Below are 24642 nucleotides of genomic sequence, written 5' to 3'. Positions count from 1 at the left end.
CTAGACAGCTCCACTAAGCCAGGAGGCCTCCCCTCTTCACAAGCCCCGCAGTGTCACCAACGTCATGGCCAGGTACACCTAGAGCGTCAGCAGCACCTTCCCGACGACCTCGCCGTCGCGGACCTTCCGGTGCGCTTCCTCGACCTCGGCCAGCGGCAGGACGGTGTCGATGACCGGGCGGACGCTGCCGTCGGCGACGAAGGGCCAGACGTGCTCGTGGACGGCGGCGACGATCGCGGCCTTCTCGTCGAGCGGTCGGGCGCGGAGGGTCGTCCCGCTGATCGACGCCCGTTTCCGCATCATGGCGCCGAGGTCGAGTTCGGCGGTGCTGCCGCTGCCCGAGGCGATGACTGCGATGTGCCCGTTCGGTGCAAGGGCATGCAAGTTCCGCGCCAGGTAGGCCGGCCCGACGACGTCGAGCACCACGTCGACCCCGACGCCGTCCGTGAAGGCCAGGACCCGTTCGACGAAGTCCTCGGTGCGGTGGTCGACCACCAGGTCGGCACCCAGGTCACGCGACGCCTGGACCTTGCGGTCGCCACCGCTCGTGGCGATCACCGTCGCGCCGAGGGCCTTCGCCCACAGGACGGCGTGCGAGCCCATGCCGCCGGTGCCGCCGTGCACGAGCAGCGTCTGCCCGGGTCGGAGTCCGGCGAGCATGCCGATGTTCGAGTACACGGTGCAGGCGGCCTCGGGCAGGCCGGCGGCCTCGACCAGGTCGACGGCGTCGGGGACGGGCAGTACCTGGGTCGCCGGTGCCACGACGAGCGAGGCGTAGCCGCCGCCCGAGAGCAGGGCGCAGACGCGGTCGCCGACGGACACCGAGGTCACGCCGTCGCCGAGTGCCCGGACGGTGCCGGAGACCTCGAGCCCGAGGACCTCCGACGCCCCGGGCGGCGGCGGGTAGTTCCCGGCACGCTGCTGCAGGTCGGCGTTGTTCACCCCGGCGGCGGCGACCTCGATGAGCACCTCGCCGGCGGCGGGCACCGGGTCGGGCAGGTCGGTCACGGACATGGAGGTGTCGTCGAACGTGATGGCGCGCATGCCCTCGACGGTACGCCGCGACGCCGGTCATCCTGTGAGTGCTCCATGTACGCTCGATGACGGATCTGCACCTCATCCGGGGGAGTGCGGACCGACAGAGGGGGACTCTCCACCATGCCGAAGAACAAGTTCATCGCGCTCGCCACCGCCGGCCTCGCGCTCACCCTGCTCGCCGGTTGCTCGACCGGGCCGTCGAAGGCCGACCAGTGCACCCAGTTCGAGAAGACCGTGAAGTCCGCCGCCGAGGGCGTGCAGTCCGAGGCCGCGAACCTGCAGTCCGACCCGGACGCCGCCGTCACGAAGCTCAAGGAGCTCGACGAGAAGATCTCCGACGGCGTCGACGACCTGTCCGACGACGACCTGAAGCAGAAGGGCGACGCGTTCGAGGACGCCTACGGCGACCTCGTCGACCAGATCGAGGACATCGCGAAGGACCCGCAGTCGGCCGACGTCTCGGCGCTCACGAAGTCGAGCACCAAGGTGCAGGACGCCGGCAACGCCTTCCAGAAGGCGTGCAACTCCTGATGCGTCGCACGCTCACCGCGGTCACCACGGCGCTCGTCGCCGTGACGCTGCTGGCGGGCTGCTCCGGCGGGTCGTCGGACGACGGTGGCTCGACGGAGACGTCCGCCCCGTCGAAGACGTCCGCCCCGTCGAAGACGTCCGCCCCGTCGGAGACGTCGGCCGCCGCGCAGACGAAGACCGAGGCGTGTGCGCTCGTCGAGCGCGAGCTGAAGTCGTTCATCGACGAGCAGTCGTCGTCGTCGGCGCCGGCCGACCCCGCCGCGCGTGCCGCGATCGTCGGCGAGTTCGCCGACCGGCTCGATGCCGCGCTGCCGAAGGTCACGAACGACTCCGTGCACGACGCCTTCGAGGACTTCACCGACGATGCGCGGGACTACGCGTCCGCGATCGCCGACAGCGGCTCCACCGACTCCACCGAGGCGACGGACGCGCAGGGCGACGTGCAGTCCTCGTTGAACGCGGTGTCGGCGGTCTGCCCGGGCAGCTGAGCAGTTCCCGACGACGACGCCCCGCAGCTCCGACCGGAACCACGGGGCGTCGCCGCGCGTCAGGCAGCGGCAGGACGAAGGCGGCTCAGACGGCCGCCGGCTGCGACGCGTCGAGACGGGCGATGTCCTCCGGCCGCAGCTTCACGGTCGGTGCGGTCAGCGAGTTGAGGATCGACTGCGGCCGCGATGCCCCGGGGATCGGGACGACCACGTCGCTCTTCTGCAGCTCCCACGCGAGTGCGATGACCTGCGGGGTCACGCCCCGGTCGCGCGCGATGTACGCGAAGTCCTCGTAGGCGGTGCCGAGGTCGGCGGCGTTCGCGATGCCACCGAGCGGACTCCACGGCAGGAACGCGATCCCGAGCTCGTCGCAGAGCTCGAGCTCGGGCTCGCTCGATCGGAACTTCGGAGAGAACTGGTTCTGCACCGAGGCCAGCCGCCCATCGAGGACCTCGTTCGCCGTCCGGATCTGGTCCGGGTCCGCGTTCGAGATGCCGGCCATCCGGATGACGCCCTCGTCGAGCAGCTCGCCGAGCGCGCCGACGGACTCGGCGTAGGGGACCGCCGGGTCCGGGCGGTGGAACTGGTACAGACCGATCGCCTCGACACCGAGACGCTTGGCCGAGGCCTTCGCCGCCTGCTTCAGGTACTCCGGGTGGCCGTTCTGCGCCCACGCGCCGGCTTCCGGACGCAGGTGTCCGCCCTTCGTCGCGATGAGGATCGACTCGATGTCGCCGTGGAACTCCCGCACGGCCCGCGCGATCAGCTCCTCGTTGTGCCCCACTTCGTCGTGGGCGGCCAGGTGGTACGCGTCCGCTGTGTCGATGAGCGTGACGCCGTTCTCGAGCGCCGCGTGGATGGTCGCGATGGACTGTCGTTCGTCGGGTCGGCCCTCGATCGACATGGGCATCCCGCCCAGACCGATGGCACTGACCGACACGTCTCCGATGACTCGTTGCTTCATCGACCCAGCATGTGCCCGACGCGCATGCCCACGCCCAGGGTGCGTCTTGCAGTGGTGGTGACCAGCCGCCGGCCGGGAGGCCCGTGGCAGCCCCGCCCCGCGCCTCCCGTCCGCCGTCCGGTCCCGCCCACCGCACCCACGTCGCCTCGTCCTGCGCCGGTCGTCAGCGCCGCGCCCAACTCGGCGCGTGCTCCGGCAGTGGGCCGAACGCGATGCCCCGCGCGTACAGGCCCCGCGACGGCGGCACGTACCGGGCGAGCAGCACGGGCAGCAGTGGTGGCCCGTCCTGCAGGCGCCCCGCGAACGCCCGCTCGAAGACCGCGCGGTGCAGCACGGCCTGCGCCGACTGGACGATCACGGCTGGCGGCCTCCGACGGCGTTGCACTGCGGCCAGGGCACTGTCCAGCCCTGCACCGCGGAGCCCGCGCCGCAGCGACGGCACCAGGATCGCGGCCGTCGCCACGGCGTCCTGCACCGCCAGGTTGATACCGACGCCTCCGGCCGGTGACATCGCGTGCGCCGCGTCGCCGATGCACAGCAGCCCGGGCCGCCACCACCGCCGCAACCGGTCCATCCGGACGTCGAGCACGTGCACGTCGTCCATCGAGGCGATCGTGTCCACCCGGTCCGCGAAGTCCGGACGCAGTCGGGCAACCCGAGCACGGAAGGCGTCGATGCCCTCGGCCCGCAGTACCGCGTCCGAGCCCTTCGGGGCGAAGTACGCGACCTGGTGGTAGTCGGGCCGTGGGAAGCTCAGCAGCACGTCTCGGTCGGAGAACGCCGGCGTCAGGGCGCTCGCCGCATCACCCGACCGCCGAGGGAGCCGGAACCACCAGGTGTCGAACGGCACCCGGAACGCGCGCGGCACGAGTCCCGCCGCACGGCGCAGGACCGAGTTCCGTCCGTCGCAGGCGATCACGACGTCGGCACGGAGCTCCTCGGGTTCGCCGCTGCCGTCGCGCGGGCGGAGGTGGACCCCGGTGACGACGCCGTTCTCCGCGATGAGCCCGGTGGCCGCCAGGCCCATCGCGATGTCGAACGACGGCTCGTGCCGGGCAGCGGTCACGAGCAGGTCCAGCAGGTCCCACTGCGGCACCATCGCCACGTGGTCGTACGGGGGCGCGAGTCGCGAGAAGTCGCCGAGCAGCAACCGCGACCCGTCCGGCATCGGCAGTGAGAAGTCGTCCAGACGTGACTGCGGCAGGGCCCGGAAGCGCTCGCCGAGTCCGAGCTCGTCGAGCAACCGGATGGTCGAGGCGTGCACGGTGTCGCCGCGGAAGTCCCGGTTGAAGTCGTCGTGCTGTTCGACGACGCGCACCGCGATGCCCGCCCGCGCGAGCAGCAGACCGAGGACGACCCCGGCGGGGCCACCACCGACCACCGCGACCGTCGTCCGCGACACCGTCACCATGCCCTGGACGGTACGCCGTGCCGGACGGGAGGCCCGTTGCCGCGTCCGCCACGGGCCTCCCGTCCGTCGCCCCGTCGCCTCTGCCCACGCGATGCGACGCGCTGCGACATCGTCGACGTCGGACGACGTCGAGGATGTCGCAGCTGCGCGCGCGGAACTGGCGGCAGGCGCAACGAACGACGAACTCGTAGTCGTACGACGTCGATGGTGTCGTTCGGAGTCGGTCCGGCAGGACCAGCGCGGTGCGCGCCAGAGCTAGGCGCTCGCGGACACCGACGAACCGGCGGACTCGCCGTCGGCCGCGTTCGCGAAGACGACCCCGCCCCACGCGATCACGCCGATCGCGAGCACGAAGCCGATCGCGGCGATCCACCACGACGACTTCCGGCGGATCCACGCACCGATCGCGAGCACGATCGTGGCGACACCGATCACGAACGCGCCACCGACCGCGATGGCCGTGCCGCCGATGTAGCCGCCCGGCGAGCACCCGGCCGAGGCATCGCACGTCGCCGTCGCCGAGATGACCGCGATGATGCCGACCACGGCGGTCACGATCGTCATGACCGCACCGAAGGCGAGCAGCAGCACCGTCGAGATCCGGTCGGCGAGCTTCGCGGGCGGGAACAGGGTGGTGCCCCCGCGCTCCCAGGCGCCGCGCTGCGGGTCCTGGGGGCCGGGCGAGGACTGCGGCGGACCGCCGGGGACGTTGGACCAGGTCATGGGAGCAGTCCTACCGCGCTTCCACGCCGAACGCCTGTGCGAGCCGCTGGATCTTCTGGGCCCGACCCAGGCGCGGCAGGTCGGATCCGTCGCGGATGACCTTGCCGCGGGCCTCGAAGTCGTCGAGGAAGTCCTGCGCCCAGGCGACGTCGGTCGGTGTGGGGGAGATGACCTCGTTGATGACGGGCAACTGCTCGGTGTCCAGGCAGAGCTTGCCGGTCAGGCCGAGGGAGACCGCGACCTGCGACTGCTCGCGCAGGATCGGGTGCGACGACCCGACGGTCGGGCCGTCGATCGGGCCGGGCAGGTCGCCGACGCGCGAGGCGACGACGAGCTTCGACCGCGGGTACGCCATCGCCAGGGTGTCGGCGCTCGTGCCGGTGTCCCGCCGGTAGTCGCCGGAGCCGAACGCCAGGCGGAACGCGCCCTGGGCCCTGGCGATCGAGACGGACTCCTCGATGCCGAGTGCCGACTCGACGAGGGCGATCACCGGGGTCTGGCCGCCGAGTCGGTGCCACGTGTCGGTGACCTGGGCCGGGGACTCGGTCTTCGCCAGCATCACGCCCTGCAGTCCGGGCAGACCGCGGAGCTCCTCGACGTCGTCGGCCCAGAAGTCGGTCGTGACGTCGTTGATCCGGACCCAGGCCTCGCCGCCACCGGCCAGCCACGCGGCGACGCCCTGGCGGGCCGACGGTTTGGCGGCGGGGTCGACGGCGTCCTCGATGTCCAGGATGATCTGGTCGGCGCGGGACCGCTGCGACGTCTCGAACCGGTCGGTCGCGGTACCGGAGACGAGCAGCCACGAGCGGGAGATCTCGGCGGGGACCGATCGACGCCGGTTCGGCGTGGGGGCGGACGGGGCGGTGCGGTCGTCGATGGCCATGTCCCGTTGGTACCACATCGGACGTGCCGGGCGTCCCATCAGCAGTGCGACGCGGCCGGTCCGACGTGCACCGCGGGCCGTCCGGCGGGTGCCGCATCGGCCGGAAACCCCGAAACCTCGGTTCATTGCCAGAGAGGGCGCGCGTTCCCGCCTACAGTGTCGGATGTGTGGCGAGCGGACAGGGCAACCGACGGTGAGGACGACGTGAACGACGACGTCCCCGTCGAGGGTGCCCACGAGCGCCCCGACGACGAACGAGACGACCGCGATCAGCGAGACGACCGAGACGAGCAGCAGGACGTGGACGAGGACCGGATCGACGACGAGCCGGACCGCACGCTCCGCCCGGAACTGCAGCTGACGAGCCCGCAGGCGATCAGCTTGGGCGATCCCCGGCTGCAGGCGGGCAACGCGGCGGAGCCGACGTGGGACGGCTGGCGCGGCCAGCTCACCGGCGTCGGCGGCACCAGCCCGCTCACCCACTTCAGCGACCACCCCCGCGCGCGCATCGAGCTGTCGACGACGCACCCGGGCGGCCTCGCCCAGTTCATCACCGGCAAGACCACCCTGCTGTCCAGCCTGATCCGCGACGAGGTGGCGCTCCGTGCGGCCCGCGTCGCCGCCGGACAGGTCGAGGCGAAGGGCACCGAGCTCGCCACCGTGCGCGGGATCGACGCCGTCAAGCTCGGCATCGGCATGGCCGACTGGAAGCACGGCGACGAGCAGTTCCGCGGCCCGGTGCTCCTCCGCCCGCTGGCGATCCGCCGCCACGGCCGAGACTTCGAGGTCCGGCTCCTCGGTGAACCCGTCCTCAACCCGGGTCTCGCGGACGCCCTGCACGAGCAGTTCGGCGTCATCCTCGACGCACAGTCCTTCGTGGCGCTCGCGCAGCAGGACGGCTCGTTCACGCCGAACCCCGTCATCGACCGCCTGCGTGGCCTGACCGCGCACATCCCCGGCTTCTCCGTGCACGCCCGGCTCGTGGTCTCCACGTTCGCCGAGGTCGCGACCGGCATGGTCGAGGACACCGGCGACCTGTCCCACCCCGTGCTCGACGCCCTGGCCGGCAACCCGAGCGCCAAGTGGCAGGTCGAGCAGTCGTACCACCCGGTGGAGCAGACTCCGTCGGACGAGCGCAGCCCGGAGACCGACACGCTGCTGCTCGACGCCGACGACGAGCAGGAGAACGTGATCGCGCAGATCGCGGCCGGCAACTCCATCGTCGTGAAGACCCTGCCCGGCACCGGTGGCACCCAGACCATCGTGAACGCCCTGGGCGGCCTGGTCGCCGCGAACAAGCGCGTCCTCGTGGTGAGCCCGCGCCGCGCGACCCTGCGGGGCATCGCGGCACGCTTCGGCGAGGTCCAGCTGCCCGGCGTCGCGGTCACACCCGCGACCCTGCGCCGTGACGTCGTCCGAGCGATCGCCCGCAACGAGAAGGCGGCCCGTCCGAACCTGCGCGAGGTCGACGACGCCCTGGTCCGGCTCCGCAAGGTCCTGAAGGACTACCGCGGCTCGCTCACCCGCAAGGACGCCGACTTCGGCGTCTCGGTGCTCGACTGCCTGGTCGAGCTGTCGCGCCTGTCGCTGCTGCCGGTCCCGCCGTCGACGACCGCGCGTCTGTCGAAGCAGTCCGTGGCGTCCATGGTCGAGGGGCGCTCCCGCGTCGCCGAGACGATGGTCAGCGCGGCGAACCTCGGCGAGTTCCGCTACGGCCCCGACGACTCGCCCTGGTACGGCGCGAAGTTCTCCACCAGCGACGGCGCCCAGCGTGCCCACCGCATCGCGAAGGACCTCGACGCCGACGGCCTGCCGTCCCTGCTCCGCCGTGCGCACGACCTGGTCGCCACGACGCACATGCGGCAGTTCACGACGATCAACGAGCTCGGCATCTACCTGCGCCTGCTCACCGAGATCCGTGACACGCTCGACCGCTTCCTGCCGGTGGTCTTCGACCGCTCGGTGTCCGAGCTCGTCGCGGCCACCGCCCCGCGCGGCGAGGGTGCTCCGATGTCGTCGACCAACCGTCGCCGGCTGAAGAAGCTCGCCCGTGAGTACGTGCGTCCCGGCGTGCACGTGTCCGACCTGCACGAGGCCCTGACCCGGGTGCAGCAGCAGCGCGTCCTGTGGCAGCGCTACGTCGCCGCCGGCGTGAACCCCGAGGTGCCCACGGGCATCGCGGACGTGCAGGTGCTGTTCTCGAACGTCGCCGAGGATCTCGCGCGCCTGGACGAGCCGCTCGGCCGGACCGAGCGCGACCGGCAGCTCGCGAACACCCCGGTCGACCAGCTCGTCCCCACCATCGCCGAGCTCGCGGCCGAGTCCGACGTCCTGCACAACCTGCAGGAGCGCACCGAGCTCATGCAGACGCTGCGTGACCTGCAGCTCGAACCGCTCATCACCGATCTGGCGAACCGGCACGTGCCCGACCTGCAGGTGCCGGCTGAACTCGAGCTCGCCTGGTGGCAGTCCGCGCTCGAGACGATGCTCGAGTCCGACCGGGCCCTGCTCGGCGCGAACACCGACATGCTCGACCGGGTCGAAGCCGACTTCCGACTCGTCGACGACGCCCACGCGGCCGGGGTCTCCCAGGGCCTGGCGTGGCAGCTCGCCGAGAACTGGAAGGTCGGACTCGTCGACTGGCCGGAAGAGGCCACGGCGCTGAAGACCCAACTGCGCGAGGGTGCGATCACCTCGCGCCTGCTGCAGGACTCGGCACCGCACCTGTCCCGGTCGATCGCGCCCGTCTGGCTCGCGAGCCCGTACGAGGTGTCGCAGATCGCCGACACGATGCCGTTCGACACCGTGATCCTGGTCGACGCCGGCGCGGTGACGATCGCCGAGACCGTCGGAGCCGTCCGCCGCGCACGTCAGACCGTCGTGTTCGGTGACCCCGTCACGCAGACGCCGTCGCCGTTCCGCATCGCCGTCGACCCGGAGCACCGCACCCTGCAGGTCGACGAGGGCACGCTCGACGCGTTCCACGCCGACTCCGCGCTGGCGAAGCTGTCGACGCTGCTGCCGACCCTGTCCCTGTCGCGCTCGTACCGCGCCGGCGGCGAGGACCTGGCCGAGCTCGTGAACCGTCGCTTCTACGGCGGCAAGATCGAGTCGCTGCCGTGGGCCGGTTCGTTCCTCGGCCACGGTTCGATCGCACTCGACTACGTCAGCGACGGCAAGGCCGTGCCGGACCCCGAGTCCGGTGCCGTCGAGAGCGTCGACGCCGAGGTGGACCGCGTGGTCCGGCTCGTCATCGACCACGCCCGCACCCGGCCGACCGAGTCGCTCATGGTCATCACCGCCTCGGCGAAGCACGCCGTGCGCGTCGAGCAGGCCGTGCTGACGGCGGCGCAGGGCCACAAGGACCTGACCGAGTTCGTGATCGGCGACCGTGCCGAGCCGTTCATCGTCGCGACCCTCGAGCAGTCGGTCGCGCAGAGCCGTGACCGCGTCGTGTTCTCGATCGGCTACGGCCGCACCCCGCACGGCCGCGTGCTGCGCGACTTCGGCCCGCTCGGCAAGCCCGGAGGCGAGCGGCTGCTCGCGGTCGCGATGACCCGTGCGCGCCGTTCGATGGTCATCGTCACGTGCTTCCAGCCCTCTGACATCGAGGCCGAGCGGATGGGCCACGGCACCGTCGCCCTCGCCGAGATCCTGGCCGAGGTCCGTGCTCGTACCACCGCCGAGTACGTGCCGGACGACTCCGACCCGCTGCTCGTCGACCTGGCGCGACGCCTCGAGATGCGCGGCATCCCGGTCGCGCTCGGCCACCGCGGCAAGCTCGGCCTGGTGGCTGCGCACGGTGGCGTGTGCGTCACGATCGAGACCGACGCGTCGCTGGTCAGGGGGTCGCTCCGCGAGTCCCTGCGTCTGCGCCCCGAGGTCCTGCGCCGACTCGGCTGGCACTACGTCCGCGTGCACGCGTTCCAGCTGTTCTCCGACCCGGACCGCGTCGCGAACACCGTCGCCGCCGTGCTCGGTGTCGACCGTGGTGCCACGCAGGAGATCTCGATCCCGCCGATCCCCGCGCGCCGATGACCGACCGGCCGAGTCGGCGGGCCTCCCGGCCTGCCGGTCCGGTCACGCCGGAGACGGACCAGCTGGTGGGCACGTGGACGCGAGCCGACGACGCGTCGTCAGCCGCGCCTCCCGTCCGTCCAGCGTCTGACGGAGGCGACTCGGACGACCGGTCGGGAGACCCGGTGCGGCGCCGCAGACGCGTCACCACCCAGCCGGTGGCGGGCTACGACCCGGCGCCGCCACCGGAACCGGCGCGACACCGCGACGGTGAGAACGACGACCAGCTCCGGCGCGACGTCCCGCCACACTGGTAACAGGTAGCCTGGCTGCGATGACTGAGACCGTGCGCCAGCGCCCCGACTGGCAGACCTGGCCGAACCTGATCACCCTGTTCCGGTTCGTGCTGATCCCGGTCTTCATCGGCCTGGTCGTCGCCGGTCACCCCGGGTGGGCGCTCGTCTCGCTCGTGGTGCTCGGGGTGAGCGACTGGGCGGACGGCTTCATCGCGCGGAAGTTCGACCAGACCTCGAAGCTCGGCAAGTCGCTCGACCCGATCGCCGACCGCCTGGCCATCATCGCGATCGTGCTGTCGCTGGTGCTGACCGGGCTGTTGCCGTGGTGGGTCGTCGCCGTCGTCGTGCTGGTCGACCTGGTGCTCGTCGTGCTCTCGAGCGTGCTGTTCCGCGGCAACCCGGACCTCGACGTCACGTGGACGGGCAAGATCCGTTCCGCGCTGCTCTTCGTCGGGTTGCCGGTGCTGCTGTTCTCGGCCGTGCACGCCGTCGACGAGAACGCGCCGTGGGTCCGTGTCGTCGCGCTCGTGCTCGTGTACCTCGGCACCGCGGGCCACGTCCTCGCCGGTGTCCAGTACGCCGTCGCGATGTTCGCCAAGCGCCGCCGCGTCACCGCCTGACGCTCCCACCCCCGCAACGAAACCAGGTTCCGGACACAGCACCGCGGATCTCCGTGGTGTCGTGTCCGGAACCTGGTTCCGGGTCGCGCTAGAGCTTCGTCGAGCCGCCGATACCGGGGCCCTCGGGGGCGTCGCTCGGCGCGATGTGGGCGCCGGTCCCGGTGCTCGTCGAGACACCGTTCTGGGAGCGGAGCAGGTCGCGGATCTCGAGCAGCACCTCGACGTCGGTCGGGGGCACGTCCTGCGGGGTCTGCTCCTCGTCGTTCTTGACGCGCTCGAACGCCACCTTCTTCAGGTGGTTGACCGGCACGACGAGGGCGAAGTACACGACCGCGGCGACGATGACGAAGTTGATGACCGCGCCGATGATCGCGCCGAACAGGATCTTCGCGCTGCCGCCGGAGACCGTCGGGATGGACCAGACGAGCGCTTTGTCCAGGCTCGAGGCGTTGAAGACCGCACCGATCAGGGGGTTGATGAGCGAACTGACGATCGCCGTGACGATCGCGGTGAACGCGGCACCGATGACGACTGCGACGGCCAGGTCGATGACGTTGCCGCGGAGCAGGAACTCCTTGAAGCCCTTCACGGGACTCCTTCCGGTCGAGGACAGTCGCCGGTCGGCGACTCCATCAACCTATCGGCGAGGAGTCCTCGTGGTCACGACGCGCTGGGCTTCGGCGTGCTCGGCTTCGACTCGGTCTTCGCCGGGGTGGCCTTCGTCTCCGACTTCGCCGGCGTGCTCGACGAGCCCTCGGACTTCGGCGCCGGACGCGAGTCGGTGCGGTAGAAGCCGCCACCGTTGAAGGTCACGCCGACGGGGGAGAACACCTTGCGCAGGACGCCGCCGCACACCGGGCACTCGCTCAGGGTGGCGTCGGAGAACGACTGCTTGATGTCGAACGCGTTGTCGCACTCGGTGCAACGGTACGAGTAAGTGGGCACGTCAGCTCCGGAACGTGATGATGCGTGACGGCGTGATGATGCCGTCGACGGGTTCGTCGTGGGGTTCGCGCGGGACCTCGTCGAGGTACTCCGCGTCGAAGATCACAGCATAGACGGGCGGGCGCTTCGCCATGGACCCGAGGGTCTTGTCGTAGTAGCCGCGGCCCCAGCCCATCCGGACGCCGTCGTGTCCGACCGCCGCCGCGGGGGCCAGGATCGCGTCGACGTCGTTGATGGCGATCGGGGACAGGACCTCGCCGACGACCTCCGGCATGCCGAAGATCCCCTCGGTCTCGCTCTCACCGTCGCCGACGGCCCAGTCGAGCAGGCCGTCCTCGCGGGTGACCGGCAGCAGCACCCGGATGTCGTGCGCGAACGCCCAGTTCAGGAACGGGCGGACGTTGGGCTCGTCGGACGCCGACAGGTAGAGCGCGAGCGAGGTGACCTGGCGCTCCTCGGCGAAGCGCTGCAGGGTCGCGGTGAGCGCCGCGCTGTCCGCGTCGCGTTCGGTCGTGGTCCGGGTGCGCCGCCGCTGCCGGAGTTCGGCTCGCAGGGCGCGCTTCTCGTTCCCGAGATCGGCGATCATGCGCAGGAGTCTACCGAGGGCGCCCGTTGCGGCTTCCCGCCGGGAAACGCGCTGATGCCGTGTCCCCTGTAGCGATGACATGCCCCGGAAACCCGGATCGGATACGGTCTGGGGCATGGGCTTCCAGATTTCCAAGGCGGTGATCCCAGCGGCAGGGCTGGGCACTCGCTTCCTCCCCGCGACCAAGGCGATGCCGAAGGAGATGCTCCCCGTCGTCGACAAGCCAGCCATCCAGTACGTGGTGGAAGAGGCCGTCGGCGCAGGACTCACTGACGTCCTGATGATCACGGGCCGCAACAAGAACGCGCTCGAGAACCACTTCGACCACGTGTCCGAGCTCGAGGAGACCCTCAAGAAGAAGGGCGACCACGAGAAGCTGCAGAAGGTCAACCAGTCGACGGACCTCGCCGACATGCACTACGTGCGCCAGGGTGACCCGCTCGGCCTCGGCCACGCGGTGCTCCGCGCCAAGATGCACGTCGGCCGCGAGCCGTTCGCCGTGCTCCTCGGCGACGACATCATCGACGCCCGTGACCCGTTGCTCAAGCGCATGATCGAGGTCCAGGGCGAGAAGAACGCCACGATCGTGGCCCTCCTCGAGGTCCCCGAGTCGCAGACCCACCTGTACGGCATCGCCACGGTCGAGCCGACCGACACCGACGACGTCGTGAAGATCACCGGGCTCGTCGAGAAGCCCCCGCAGGGCGAGGCGCCCTCGAACCTGGCCATCATCGGCCGCTACGTCATCCGCCCCGAGGTCTTCGACGTCCTCGAGAAGCAGGAGCCGGGCAAGGGCGGCGAGATCCAGCTCACCGACGCGCTCATGAAGATGGCGAGCGCCGAAGAGTGGACCGGCGGCGTGTACGGCGTCGTGTTCCGTGGACGCCGGTACGACACCGGTGACAAACTCGACTACATCAAGGCGATCGTGCAGCTCGCCTCGGACCGCGAAGACCTCGGCCCCGACCTCAAGTCGTGGCTGAAGGAGTTCAACGCGGGCGAATGAGTCGGCCATCCCGCCCGGGACCGTGCACACGGACCCGGGCGGGACACCCCGTCCCGCACAGCGGCGGGATCCCGGAGGAAGCAAGCGATGACGACGATCCCGACCCTGTCCCACGGGCGGGTCACCATCCGGCCCCTCCGGCTCCGTGACACGCGCGACCTCGACCTCGCGCTCGCCTCCAACCGGTCGTGGCTCCGCACCTGGGAGGCCACGAACCCCTCAGGACACGTCTCCACCGACGTCCGTGGCAGCATCCGCGCGCTCCAGGCCAACGCCCGCGCGGGACTCGGACTGCCGTTCGCGATGGAGCTCGACGGCCGCTTCGTCGGGCAGCTCAACGTCTCCGGGATCACCTACGGATCCCTGGCCAGCGCCTCGATCGGTTACTGGGTCGTCGAGGGCGCGGCTGGCCACAACGTGACGCCGATCTCGGTCGCCCTCGCCGTCGACCACTGCTTCCGTGCGGTCGGAGTGCACCGCATCGAGATCTGCATCCGGCCCGAGAACGCCCCGAGTCTGCGCGTCGTCGAGAAGCTCGGGTTCCGGTACGAGGGCCTCCGTCGCCGGTACATCCACATCAACGGGGACTGGCGCGACCACTTCTGCTTCGCGCTCGTCGCCGAAGAGGTCCGCGAGGGCGTCCTCGAGCGCTGGGTCCGCGGCCAGGTCCCGCCCGGACTCGGTGCCGTCCCGCTCGCCGCTCGTGACGAAGCGGCGCTGCCCATCAACACCACGCCGCGCCGGTAGATTCCGCCGCGACACGCGCAACACGCGTTCCCCAATCACGCGACGGGGATACGCCCGCCCCTACCGTGTCCCCATGGCAGGAATCGGCTCGTGGGGTGGCGGCATCGTCCTGCTCGTCGCAGCCGTCCTCTGGCTCGTCTACCTGATGCCGTCCTGGGCCGCCCGGCGCCAGTACCTCGCCACCGAGCGGAACGCGATCCGCCTGCAGCAGACCCTCCGCATCCTCGCGCAGACCGCCGAGCTGCCTGATGAAGTCCGCGTCGAACTGAACGCGAAGTCCCTCGCCGAGGCGCAACGCGTCGCCCGGTCCGAAGAGGCCAAGCGCACCGCCATCGTCCGAGCCCACGAGGCCGCACGGCAGCGGGAGATCACCCGTCGGCTCGCCGAGCAGGCCCCCGCCCTCGAGCGCGCCTCGTCGGTTCCCGCCCTGACCGCGATGCGCATGCGTCGCTCCCGGCTCGGAGCGACCCTCTTCGGCACGCTCGGCATCATCGTCGCGCTCGTGGTCTTCGTCGTGGCTCCCGCGCTCTGGCTCCTCGGTGTCGCCGGGCTCCTCGCCGCGGGTGGGTCCGCAGCGGTCCTGGCCCAGCTGCACCAGGTGGCGACGGCGCGGAAGACCCGTGTCGCGGCGTCGGAGGCGGGGTCGACACGGGCCTCCCGGCCGGCGACCGCGTGGACGGACCCGGCGCCGCCGCTGTCGACCGAGCAGTCCGCGGAGCCCGCGGAGGACCGCAGCTGGACCCCGAACCGGGTGCCGAAACCCCTGTACGTCGAGCGTCCGACCGCTCCTGCTGCGTCGCCGGAGTCGTCTGCCGAGCTCGCTGCGCGACTCAAGGAGCGGGTCGCCGCGGCCAAGGCCGAGGCCGAGGCGGAAGCCGCTGCCATCCGCGCCGGCGAGGCCGACCCGTCACTCGCCCGGGTGTCACGCATGCGCCCCGAGCTCGAGGACGCTGCCGCGTCACTGTCCGCCCACGACCAGGGACGTCTCGCCGAGCGGCTGGGCCTGCGGGCACCTGCCGTGCCCGAGCTCGTCACCGAGGAGTCGAACGGTTCGTCCGCTCCGTCAGGTCCGCCGGCGCCGCCGAGCAAGTGGGCCGGCATGGGGGTCCTCGACGACGATGCGTACCAGCAGGCCGACCTCGACGCGATCATGCGGCGGCGTCGCGCGGTCTGAGGCGCGGCTCGCCCGACCGGCCTCCTGCGATTTCGGATCGGCCGATCGGTGGTGCTAGTGTGATCGAGCACTTGGGGCTATGGCGCAGTTGGTAGCGCGTCTCGTTCGCAATGAGAAGGTCAGGGGTTCGAATCCCCTTAGCTCCACCAAGAGCAGAACGGCCCGGAACCGACAGGTTCCGGGCCGTTCTGCTGTCTCCACATGCCTGCGCAGCTGTGCCGTTGTGCACAGTTCACGAACCGGGGTGGTGTGTTGTTGACCGCATCGTCCTAGACTCCCGGTGCGCCGGAGGGGCGCGGCAGGCCCGCAACGGGCCCGATCAGGGGGAGAGCATGAACCGTCTCAATCGTCTCGTCGCGACCATCGCGACCGCCGTCGTGGTGGCCGCGGGCATCGCGGTCGCCGGACCGGCGTCGGGCGCCTCTGCCGCCGTCACACCGCTGGGCGTCGACATCTCCTGGCCGCAGTGCGGCAGCCAGGTCCCGACCGACCAGGCGTTCGGCATCGTCGGCGTCAATGGGTCGCTCGGCGACCAAACGAACCGGTGCCTCGCCGAACAGCTCGACTGGGCCGCGCAGTCCGTCGGTGGATCGACGCAGCCGAAGACGCAGCTGTACGTCCTGTTCGCCAACCCTGGTTTGAAGGCAAAGGTCTGGCCGACCTCGAACCGCTACATGAACACCGTGCCCACCAACCCGTTCGGCAAGTGCGTGACGAAGGGCGGGAAGAAGCAGGTCACCCTGGCGTGCTCCTTCATGTACGGCTACGCGCGTGGGTACGACGACGTCCAGAGCCGCGGCGTCGCGAACCCGTCCGCGTACCGCTGGTGGCTCGACGTCGAGGAGGGCCTGTCGTTCCAGCGCGACACCGCCCAGAACCGTGCGGCGATGCAGGGCATGATCGTCGGGCTCAAGACGGCCGGTGTGAAGCGGATCGGCCTCTACTCGACCACTTCGCAGTGGAAGACCATCGCCGGGACGGTCAAGTCGAACAGCCCGCTGTACGGCCGCTCGAACTGGATCGCTCTCGGCAAGAGCACGGTCACCAAGGCGCGGAAGGCCTGCTCCGGCACCCCGCTGCCCGGCGGCACGATCGCGATGGTCCAGGTCGAGGTGGCCTACGGGTCCGGGACGATCGACCGCGACGTCTCCTGCACGTAGCCGAACGCGCGGTCCGCGACGATCCACGAGACGTTCGTCGCGTGGATCGTCGCGAAGGGCGTGTGCGGTGACCACCTGACGGACGGGAGGCCCGGTGCCAGCTGGCTCCGGGCCTCCCGTCTGCAGCCGGGGCGCGTCCACCGCGCGCCGGCGCGCCAGCTCGTCAGCTCGCGAAGCTGTCCGTCAGGACGCCGGCCTGCGTGAAGGTGGCGTGGATGGCGTTCGCGGCCTCCTCGAACGCACGGTTCCCGCGGGAGATGCCGATCGCACCGCCCTTGAGCGCGGACTTGCCCGAGCCGCGCAGCAGTCGCGCGACGGTGCGGCCGTCGGGCGTGACCATGATCTGCACGTCGAGCCGGGTGTGGAAGGTCCGGTCGTTCGCCAGGCCGCCGATGAGCAGGGTGAGGCCCATGCTGCCGCGGGTCGCACGGAGCGCTCCCTGGTCGGCGTCGTCCACGGCGTAGCCCTGGCGGGAGAGCGCGTCGCGGACCTGCGCGCGTGCGGTCTCGGGGTCGGTGGCGACGAAGAAGTCGTGGCTCTCGGGCATGGTCTGCTGATCCTCTCGAACGCGTCCGTCCGGACACGGAGGACACTCGTCCCCCGCACATGATCATGCCGTGTCGGAACGTCAGGTGCGTCGCTTACGCTGGCTGTGTCATGACTGCTTCGATGAACCGCCGCGCACTCCTGTCCCTCGCCGGTGTCGCCGGGATCGGGCTCGCTGTCGCCGCGTGCTCGTCCGGCAAGGACAGCAGCGGCAAGGGCGGCAACGGCAACGACGGCGGCAGCAAGGGTGGCAGCGACACGACAGGTGGCGACAAGGCCACTGGCAGCGAGACCACGGCCAAGCCCGTCGCCAAGTCCCTGACCCCGGTGCAGGTCCCGCTCGTCGGCGGCATCACGGTCACCATCGCGGGGACCGGGCTCGCAGCGGTCAAGGGCGTCACGGTCGGCGGGGTCGCCGCCAGGGATGTCACGGCCACGGCGTCGAAGGTGACCTTCACGGCTCCGCACCAGGCGATGTACGCCGCGGGTGACGCCGCCGTCGCGCTCTTCACCGAGACGATCGAGCCGAGCCCGTCCGCCAACCAGTCGTCTGACGGCAACGGCAGTGCCGCGAACGACGGCCAGACCGGTGCGACGCAGGACTCCGCGACGGCGACGCCGACCCCCACGGCTGCACCGGTGCCCGACGCGTCCACCGCGGTGGCGACGTCGACGGTGGCCTACGCAGCGCTGACCGACGTCGACCGGCAGCTCCAGTACGCGATGGCGCACTGGAAGGACTACAACCTGTCCGAGTACGGCACCATGAACCCGATCGGCGGCGACTGCGCGAACTACGTCAGCCAGACGCTCATCGCTCGCGGCTGGGAGCAGCGCTCCGACTGGTACAACCGGGCCGCCGGCGCCGAGCACAGTGCCACGTGGACCTACTGCCCGACGATGGACCCGTGGCTCGAGACGAACGCTGCGGAGTTCGGGCTGACCCGGCGCACCTCGGACGAGCGCGACAAGGTGAAGGTCGGCGACATCGTGTTCTACGACTGGAACGCGAACGGTTCGCCGGACCACACCACCATCGTGTCCGAGGTCTTCACCGAGTCCGACGGCACGATCCGCATCAAGTCGGCGAGCCACAACCAGGACGGCCCGTACCGCGACCTCGACGAGATGATCACGGTGCAGCACCCGGGCGGGACGGCCTGGTTCCACACGTTCGACGCGTAGGCCGACTGGCGGGCAGGCATCGGCCTGCCGCTCAGGGGTAGCCGAGGAACCAGAGCAGCACGATCGCCACGGGCTGCAGGCACACCCCGACGACGAGCCACGTCACAGCCCGCCGCCGCGTCCGGACGAACACGTCCGACCCGAGCAACGGCGCCATCGGCATGAGCAGCCGCGGCAACGACTGCTGCGGCAGGAACACCGCCACCAGGTACAACCCGTACGACGCCGTGAACGCGAGCACCTCGGTGCCGAGCGCACGGGTGCTCCGTCGGGTGAAGAACCACACCGCACCGCCGAGCACCGCCACCACGAGCACGATGCCGAGGGGCCCGAGCCACGTCGAGGCCATCGTGAACCACGGCGTCAGCGGGGCGAAGTGCTGTCGCCCGACGAACCCCACCCACCACGACAGTTCGGTGTCCAGGTACGCGTTCGGCCGCCCGGTCACCGCCGAGGCGATCACCGGCCACGCCAGACCCGCCGCCGCGACGACGAGGCCGGAGACCACGATCGCGGCGCGGTCACGCCACGGGAACACCTCGGCAGGTCGAGCAGATCGGCGGGACCCGACCCACCGCACGACCAGGTGCACCGCCAGCGCCACGGCCAGCGCGAGCACCCCCGGCTTCGTGAACGCGGCAACCACGCCGAGCGGCGCGATCAGCCAGTACCGCCGCCGCACCAAGGCGAGCAGTGCGCCGAACAGCAGCACGAGCAGCAGGCTCTCGGCGTACGCGACCTGCAGCAGGAACCCGGTCGGCGCGAAGGCGAACAGTGCGGTCGCCCAGCGTGCACGGTGCGAGCAGCCCACCGCGAGCACCAGCCGGTACAGCAGCACGCAGGCGCAGGCTCCCGCGATCGTCGCGACGAGCACGCCCGCGACCCAGAACGACGCACCCGTCAGCGTCATGACGGCCCGCACGATCGCGGGGAACACGGGCAGGAACGCCCAGGCGTTCGGCAGCACGTGACCCGCATCGTCGAGGGGGAGCGTGGCCGGGTAGCCGTGCTCAGCGATGGTCCGGTAGAACGAGGCGTCCCACGATCCGGAGAACGTGAAGAACGACGGGTCCTGCCGGTACGACGCGAACGTCCAGTCGTTCGCCGTCGCCAGTACGTACGTCGTCGCGAGCAGCAGTGTGCTCAGCAGCCGCGAGGCCGCCCAGATGAGCAGGGGTGCGGTCCACGTGCTACGGGGTCCGGTCAGCAGGCTGCGTACCCCCGACCGGGAGGCCCGGCTCGTCTCCGCCACGCTCGTCACCCGCCCGATCCTCCCAGACCAGGGCGCGTGCCCGCTCCGGCGGGCGGCCCCCGCCGTGCGCCGGGCCGCGCGCCGACCTGCCCATCGGGTGAGCAGAAGACGTCGGGTCCATCTGCGGGACCCGACGTCTTCTGCTCAGTGGGGCCGGGCCTCCCGGCTAGCGACCGGTGACCGCCAGGCGGATCTGCTCGATCGGCACCTTGGGGGAGCGGTCGGCGTTCAGCAGGCCGTTCGTCTCCTGCATGGTGTCGGTCAGCTGCGTGTAGCAGGAGCCGGCCAGGAACGAGCTCGCCCGGATCGCGTCGTACAGCGCCGTGATGCGGGTGACCCAGTCGTCGCCGTCGCTGGCCGAGGTGTAGCCCCAGCCGTCCTCGCGCTGGACACCCGGCTGGTAGTTCACGCCACCGAACTCGGTGAGCATCACCGGCTGGCCGAGGTCCTGCGCGCCGCCCACGAGCACCCAGCGGTCCGACGGGCCGAAGTGCGTGAACAGCGCCGTGCGGGCGGCATCGTCGGCGTAGGTGCGGGCGAGTGCGTCGCCGGCACCTTCGTAGTCGTGGATCGTGACGATGTCGGAGTTGGTGTGCTCCCACCCGTCGTTCGAGATCACCGGACGGGTCGGGTCGATCGCCCGCGTGACGTCGGCGAGTGCCCGGGCGTATGCCTGCTGCGCCGGGTCGGTGCTGATGTGCTGCACGCCCCAGCTCTCGTTCGCGGGGACCCAGGTGACGATCGACGGGTGCGAGGCGTCACGCTCGACGGCGTCCATCCACTCGCGCATCAGGCGCTGCACGGCTCGGGGCGAGAACGCGTAGGCACCGGGGGCCTCGCCCCAGACCAGGATGCCGAGCCGGTCCGCCCAGTACAGGAACCGGGGGTCCTCGATCTTCTGGTGGTTGCGTGCGGCGTTGAAGCCGAGCTCCTTGATGAGTTCGACCTCGCGGCGCAGCGCCTCGCGCGACGGGGCGGCGATGTGCGAGTCCGGCCAGTAGCCCTGGTTCAGGACGCTCCGGACGTCGTAGCTGTGGCCGTTGAGCAGGAACGTGCCGCCGTCGACGCCGACTGTGCGGAGCCCGAAGTAGGACGCGACGGAGTCGATCGGCGTCGTGCCGGTACGGGGGAGCAGCGAGACCGTGGCGTCGACCAGGCGCGGGGCGTCCGGGGTCCAGTGCAGTTCGTCCTCGGCCTGCCCGTTCGTCTGGCGCGCGATCGGCACGACCACGTCGAACTCGTCCGAGGTGTCGCCGAGCGTCGCCTCGATGGTGGCGAGGTGCTCGTCGCGCTCGTCCCAGCGGGCGACGACGCGCAGGCGGTCGCCGCCGGTGCGCTCGCCGGCGATCCGAACGGTCAAGCGGACGGTTGCGTGGTCGACGTTCGTCCAGCGCAGGTAGTCGATCGAGGCGGTCGGAACGGCTTCGAGCCAAACGGTCTGCCAGATGCCCGTGGTGCGGCGGTACCAGATGGCGTGCGGGTCTTCGTGCCAGTCCTGCTTGCCGCGGGGCTGGGTCAGGTCGTGCGGGTCGTCCTCGGCGCGGACGACCAGGGTGTGGACGGCGTCGGGGTCGGTTGCGAGGGTGTCGGTCACGTCGAACGAGAACGGCGTGTGACCGCCCTCGTGCTCACCGATGAGCTGGCCGTCGATCCAGACGCGGGCGCGGTAGTCGACGGCGCCGAAGTGCAGGACGAGTCGGGGTGCGGTGGTGCCGTGTCCGGCGGCCTCGAGGTCGTCGCGGGTGATCGCGCGGGAGTACCAGACCACCGGGTGGAAGCCGGGCTCGTCGATGCCCGAGGCGACGGACTCGGGCGGGAACGGCACGACGATGTCGCGGGCGTCGGGGAACCCGGAGCGCCAGGCGGTGTCGTCGCCGTCGTTCCGGAAGGACCACGTGCCGTCGAGGTCGGCCCAGGCGGTGCGGAGCATCTGCGGCCGGGGGTACGTGCCGTCCTGCCGCGAGGCGAGGGGGAGTGCGGGAGCGGATGCGGTGTCAGGTGCGGCCACGGTGCCGTCTTGCGTGCTCATGGGTCCATGTTCCCGCGCGCGGTACATCGTTGTAAAGGCCCTGGCGCATCCCAGAGCCGGGCGCTGTGGGCTCAGAGGTGGGCCAACAGCTTCCGCGACCGACGCAGCCCCCGTTCGAGCACCACGTGCTCGGCCGTCGCCAGTGCCCCGTACCCGAAGGTGTCCGCACCGTCCTGCGCAGCGGGACCCGACAGCTGCCGGTACGCCGCCGCCGCATGGGCGGCGTCGAGGGCCTCGCCGAGCGTCTCCTGCACCCGCCGGAGCGTCCCGAGCCGGCGCTTCCCGAGGTCGGCCACGTCGCCGGCCGCCTGCACCGCGTACCGCAGACGGCGTGCGGCCTTGCGGACCTCGTGCAGTGCCTCGAGGTCCTCTGCTCCGCCGCCGACCAGCCGTCGGACCCGGGTGCGCTCCCGGGCGATGCGCTCCGCGACGAACACCGCGGCGTCGTCCTGGGCGTGCGGGCCGGCCGGAGCGCGGAGCAGCAGTCGGTCGAGCGCGTCGAGGGTGCGGAACCAGTCGTCCGTGCGCAGCGCTCGCCGGAGCTCGGCGGACGTCCTGTCCCGCAGCTGCAGCGCGTGCCCGCCGATGCGGTCCAGTGTCGGACCGTCGACGAAGCCGTCGGGAGCCCGCGCCGCCGACCGCAACAGCCCACCGTGCAGGACCTCGGCGTCACGGGCGGCCCCGGCGACCCGTCCGACCTCGGTGAGCGAGGCCCGTAGTGCCTCGGTCGCGTCGCGGTCGAGCGCCCCGCGGTACGCCGCGAGCACGCTCCGGAGTCGACGCAGCACCTTCCGGAAGTCGTGCACGGCGTCGTGTTCATCCGCCCGGACGCGCGGATCCACGGCCACGAGGTCGGCGCGCAGAGACCCCAGCACCCGCAGCACGAACGCCGCCGCCGTGCCGGCCCGTGGTCGCTTCGCCCGGCCGCCGCGACGTGCCGGAGTGAGCGGTGTGACCCGGGGGTCCGGCGTCGCGGACAGCGCGGCGGGTTCGGTCGCGGCATCCGTCAGGGCCCGCTCCGCCGCACGAGCCGTCGCGCCGTTCCGTCCGTCGTCGGTCAGCGCCCACCACCGTGCGGACCGCAGCAGCGCGGTGTCGGGATCGCCCTCGTCGACACGGACGTCCGCGACCTCGGCCCGGAGGCGCCCGTCCTTGCCGCGGAGCGTGACGAGGGCGGTCGAGGTGTCCCGCAGGATGACCGTCCGGAGCGGCCGTCCGCGCAGGAACGCCTCGACGGCGTCCCGCGGCGGCCCGTCGCCGAGGCCGTCGAGGTCGGGTCCTAGCGGTTCCAGCCCGTCGCCGTGGTCGATGCTCCACGTGCCGTCGTCGGCATGGGCCAGCGTGATCCCCTCGGCAGCGAGCACCCGGTCCTCGGAGTCCCACAGGGTCTCGCGCAGCGTGACCACGGCGTGCCGGTGGACCTCGGTCGCGAACGGTTCGAGCGCCGGCAGGCGGCGGTCGTCGGGGATCCGCCAACTCGCACGTGGATCGGTGTGGGCGGTGTCGGGGGCGGGGTGCTGGCTCGGCATGTGGCAAGTGTCGTCCGCCCACACCCGTGCGGTCCGGGCGCAGGCGCGTTCTGTGGACGGACAGCTCGATACCTCGAGCTGTGCAGGGATGACGACCGGACTCGGCACCTCGCCAGGCCCCGGAGCGTACGGTCCGCTGCATGAGCGACGGAGCCCGCCACCCCAGCGACACCGCACCCGACACCCGCGACACCGCACCCGACACCCGCGACACCGCACCCGACACCACCCCACCCGGAACGACCGCCCCGAGCGACCACGACCTCGAGTCCTGGATCCGCGACCGCCGGTGGTACGCCTCGAAGGGGTCCGTGCCACGCCTCCGCACCCTCTCCACCGCCGCCGGCACCCGGCTCGTCCTCGACGAGGCCCCCGCAGCCCCCGCGGCTCCGGTCCTCTACCAGTCACCCGTGACCAGCGGCCCCGACGGCACGATCGCTGACGCCACCGCCGACCACGCGTGGATCACGGCGCTCGCCGCACGCATCGACGCGGACCCGCAGAGCCTCCGCCCCATCGGTCGGATCCGCTCGGCCCGCGTCCTGACCGGCGAGCAGTCCAACACCTCGGTCATCTGCGACACCGAGTCCGGCGCCCGCGTCATCATCAAGGTCTTCCGGGTCCTGCACCACGGCGACAACCCCGACGTCACGACGCAACTCGCACTGTCCGCCGCGGGGAGTGCCCGCGTCCCGCAGGTCTACGGCGCGCTGCGGGGCAGCTGGCCCGACGTCGGTCGAGACGACGGCACGGCGACCGGACACCTCGCGTTCGCGCAGGAGTTCCTGCCGGGGCTCGAGGACGCCTGGCGCGTGGCCCTCGAGGAAGCGCACGCCGGCACCCCCTTCGGCGACCGGGCCGAGCAGCTCGGGGCGGCGCTCGCCGACGTGCACCGCACCCTCGCCGGAGCCCTGCCGTCCGAACCCGCCGACGAGGCCCGCCGAGACACGGCCGTCGCGACCATGCACGAGCGCCTCGACACCGCGGCACGCGAGGCCCCGGCCGTCGCCGAGCACGCCGACGCGATCCGCGCTGTCTACGCCCGTGCGACCGCGACACCCTGGCCCGACCTCCAGCGCATCCACGGTGACCTGCACCTGGGTCAGGTGCTCGCCGCTCCGGAACCCCGCGGCTGGGTCTTCCTCGACTTCGAGGGGGAGCCGCTCCGCCCCCTGACCGAGCGCTCGCTGCCGGACGTCACCCTCCGTGACGTCGCGGGCATGCTCCGCTCGTTCGACTACGTCGCCGGAGCCCTGGCGCACGACGCCGAACCGGTCGACGCCGCGGGCTGGGCGCACGAGGCCCGGGCACGCTTCCTCGACGGGTACCAGCGGGAGATCGGCGCGGACCTCCGCGCGCACCGCGAGCTCCTCGACGCGTTCGAGCTCGACAAGGCCGTCTACGAGGTCGTCTACGAGACCCGGAACCGACCCGACTGGGTCGGCATCCCGCTCGCGGCCGTCGCGCGCCTGGTCGGCCGCAGCGCGTCCTGATCCGGCGTCGTGTCGGACG

Annotated in this window: 22 protein-coding genes and 1 tRNA gene; 11 read left to right on the top strand and 12 right to left on the bottom strand. The window is 71.5% G+C overall.

Features of this window, described 5'->3' with window-relative positions; genetic code table 11:
* Positions 1-78 precede the first annotated feature (78 nt).
* On the bottom strand, positions 79-1044 hold the full coding sequence (locus tag ITJ59_RS18640; RefSeq protein WP_194652795.1) for an NAD(P)H-quinone oxidoreductase: 966 nt from the start codon (positions 1042-1044) through the stop codon (positions 79-81).
* Between the two features lie 114 nt (positions 1045-1158).
* On the opposite strand from ITJ59_RS18640, the gene ITJ59_RS18635 reads away from it, so the two are divergent.
* Together ITJ59_RS18635 and ITJ59_RS18630 are read left to right on the top strand one after the other, a co-directional pair.
* Entirely contained in the window at positions 1159-1569 is a 411-nt protein-coding gene (locus ITJ59_RS18635; RefSeq protein ID WP_194652794.1) for a hypothetical protein, read from the top strand.
* Positions 1569-2057, top strand: coding sequence for a hypothetical protein (locus ITJ59_RS18630; protein ID WP_194652793.1), 489 nt, complete (start codon positions 1569-1571; stop codon positions 2055-2057). The genes ITJ59_RS18635 and ITJ59_RS18630 overlap by 1 nt, the downstream gene beginning before the upstream one ends.
* Positions 2058-2142: 85 nt before the next feature.
* Here ITJ59_RS18630 and ITJ59_RS18625 read toward each other — a convergent pair whose 3' ends face one another.
* The 4 genes from ITJ59_RS18625 to ITJ59_RS18610 form a co-directional block, all read right to left on the bottom strand.
* Positions 2143-3021, bottom strand: a complete 879-nt coding sequence (locus tag ITJ59_RS18625) for an aldo/keto reductase (RefSeq protein ID WP_194652792.1) — start codon at positions 3019-3021, stop codon at positions 2143-2145.
* A gap of 163 nt (positions 3022-3184) precedes the next feature.
* A complete protein-coding gene (locus ITJ59_RS18620; protein ID WP_194652791.1) occupies positions 3185-4432 on the bottom strand; it encodes an FAD-dependent oxidoreductase in 1248 nt (415 codons plus the stop codon).
* A 255-nt stretch (positions 4433-4687) separates the two neighbouring features.
* Entirely contained in the window at positions 4688-5155 is a 468-nt protein-coding gene (locus ITJ59_RS18615) for a DUF6264 family protein (protein WP_194652790.1), read from the bottom strand.
* Between the two features lie 10 nt (positions 5156-5165).
* A complete protein-coding gene (locus ITJ59_RS18610; RefSeq protein ID WP_194652789.1) occupies positions 5166-6038 on the bottom strand; it encodes an HpcH/HpaI aldolase/citrate lyase family protein in 873 nt (290 codons plus the stop codon).
* A gap of 300 nt (positions 6039-6338) precedes the next feature.
* Here ITJ59_RS18610 and ITJ59_RS18605 point away from each other — a divergent pair, with 300 nt between their 5' ends.
* Together ITJ59_RS18605 and ITJ59_RS18600 are read left to right on the top strand one after the other, a co-directional pair.
* On the top strand, positions 6339-10076 hold the full coding sequence (locus ITJ59_RS18605) for an AAA family ATPase (RefSeq protein WP_323749565.1): 3738 nt from the start codon (positions 6339-6341) through the stop codon (positions 10074-10076).
* A 313-nt stretch (positions 10077-10389) separates the two neighbouring features.
* Positions 10390-10971, top strand: a complete 582-nt coding sequence (locus ITJ59_RS18600) for a CDP-alcohol phosphatidyltransferase family protein (RefSeq protein WP_194652787.1) — start codon at positions 10390-10392, stop codon at positions 10969-10971.
* Between the two features lie 88 nt (positions 10972-11059).
* Here the strand turns inward: ITJ59_RS18600 and mscL are convergent, their stop codons facing one another.
* From mscL to ITJ59_RS18585, 3 genes are all read right to left on the bottom strand, one after another.
* Positions 11060-11560, bottom strand: a complete 501-nt coding sequence (gene mscL, locus ITJ59_RS18595; protein WP_194652786.1) for a large conductance mechanosensitive channel protein MscL — start codon at positions 11558-11560, stop codon at positions 11060-11062.
* A gap of 71 nt (positions 11561-11631) precedes the next feature.
* Positions 11632-11916, bottom strand: a complete 285-nt coding sequence (locus ITJ59_RS18590) for an FmdB family zinc ribbon protein (protein WP_194652785.1) — start codon at positions 11914-11916, stop codon at positions 11632-11634.
* A 1-nt stretch (position 11917) separates the two neighbouring features.
* Positions 11918-12502: a 5-formyltetrahydrofolate cyclo-ligase gene (locus ITJ59_RS18585; protein WP_123293363.1), complete on the bottom strand. Its 585-nt coding sequence runs from the start codon at positions 12500-12502 to the stop codon at positions 11918-11920.
* Positions 12503-12617: 115 nt separating this feature from the next.
* On the opposite strand from ITJ59_RS18585, the gene galU reads away from it, so the two are divergent.
* The 5 genes from galU to ITJ59_RS18560 all read left to right on the top strand — a co-directional run bounded on the left by galU (position 12618) and on the right by ITJ59_RS18560 (position 16589).
* The gene (galU, locus tag ITJ59_RS18580; RefSeq protein ID WP_123340808.1) at positions 12618-13508 is read left to right on the top strand and encodes a UTP--glucose-1-phosphate uridylyltransferase GalU; all 891 of its coding nucleotides are present in this window, start codon (positions 12618-12620) and stop codon (positions 13506-13508) included.
* Positions 13509-13595: 87 nt separating this feature from the next.
* Positions 13596-14255 carry a GNAT family N-acetyltransferase gene (locus ITJ59_RS18575; protein WP_194652784.1) on the top strand — a complete coding sequence of 220 codons (660 nt, stop codon included), beginning with the start codon at positions 13596-13598 and terminating at the stop codon, positions 14253-14255.
* Between the two features lie 73 nt (positions 14256-14328).
* Entirely contained in the window at positions 14329-15429 is a 1101-nt protein-coding gene (locus ITJ59_RS18570) for a hypothetical protein (RefSeq protein ID WP_194652783.1), read from the top strand.
* A 73-nt stretch (positions 15430-15502) separates the two neighbouring features.
* Positions 15503-15578: transfer RNA gene (locus tag ITJ59_RS18565), tRNA-Ala, on the top strand.
* A 183-nt stretch (positions 15579-15761) separates the two neighbouring features.
* Positions 15762-16589, top strand: a complete 828-nt coding sequence (locus ITJ59_RS18560) for a hypothetical protein (RefSeq protein WP_194652782.1) — start codon at positions 15762-15764, stop codon at positions 16587-16589.
* Between the two features lie 163 nt (positions 16590-16752).
* On the opposite strand, the gene ITJ59_RS18555 is transcribed toward ITJ59_RS18560, so the two are convergent.
* Positions 16753-17136 (bottom strand): hypothetical protein, encoded by a 384-nt coding sequence (locus ITJ59_RS18555; RefSeq protein WP_194652781.1) that lies wholly within the window; start codon positions 17134-17136, stop codon positions 16753-16755.
* Between the two features lie 110 nt (positions 17137-17246).
* Here ITJ59_RS18555 and ITJ59_RS18550 point away from each other — a divergent pair, with 110 nt between their 5' ends.
* A complete protein-coding gene (locus ITJ59_RS18550; protein WP_194652780.1) occupies positions 17247-18320 on the top strand; it encodes an amidase domain-containing protein in 1074 nt (357 codons plus the stop codon).
* A 31-nt stretch (positions 18321-18351) separates the two neighbouring features.
* Here ITJ59_RS18550 and ITJ59_RS18545 read toward each other — a convergent pair whose 3' ends face one another.
* The 3 genes from ITJ59_RS18545 to ITJ59_RS18535 all read right to left on the bottom strand — a co-directional run bounded on the left by ITJ59_RS18545 (position 18352) and on the right by ITJ59_RS18535 (position 23130).
* Complete coding sequence (locus ITJ59_RS18545) at positions 18352-19581, bottom strand: hypothetical protein (protein ID WP_194652779.1); 1230 nt, start codon at positions 19579-19581, stop codon at positions 18352-18354.
* 157 nt (positions 19582-19738) lie between these two features.
* Positions 19739-21601 (bottom strand): glycoside hydrolase family 2 protein, encoded by a 1863-nt coding sequence (locus ITJ59_RS18540; protein ID WP_194652778.1) that lies wholly within the window; start codon positions 21599-21601, stop codon positions 19739-19741.
* A gap of 71 nt (positions 21602-21672) precedes the next feature.
* On the bottom strand, positions 21673-23130 hold the full coding sequence (locus tag ITJ59_RS18535) for a CHAD domain-containing protein (RefSeq protein ID WP_194652777.1): 1458 nt from the start codon (positions 23128-23130) through the stop codon (positions 21673-21675).
* 140 nt (positions 23131-23270) lie between these two features.
* Between ITJ59_RS18535 and ITJ59_RS18530 the strand changes: the two genes are divergently transcribed.
* Positions 23271-24623, top strand: coding sequence for a phosphotransferase (locus ITJ59_RS18530; protein ID WP_194652776.1), 1353 nt, complete (start codon positions 23271-23273; stop codon positions 24621-24623).
* Positions 24624-24642: the final 19 nt, after the last annotated feature.

This window comes from Curtobacterium sp. VKM Ac-1393 (genome assembly GCF_015350995.1).
Lineage (GTDB): Bacteria > Actinomycetota > Actinomycetes > Actinomycetales > Microbacteriaceae > Curtobacterium.
This window is presented reverse-complemented; position numbering and strand designations above follow the sequence as displayed.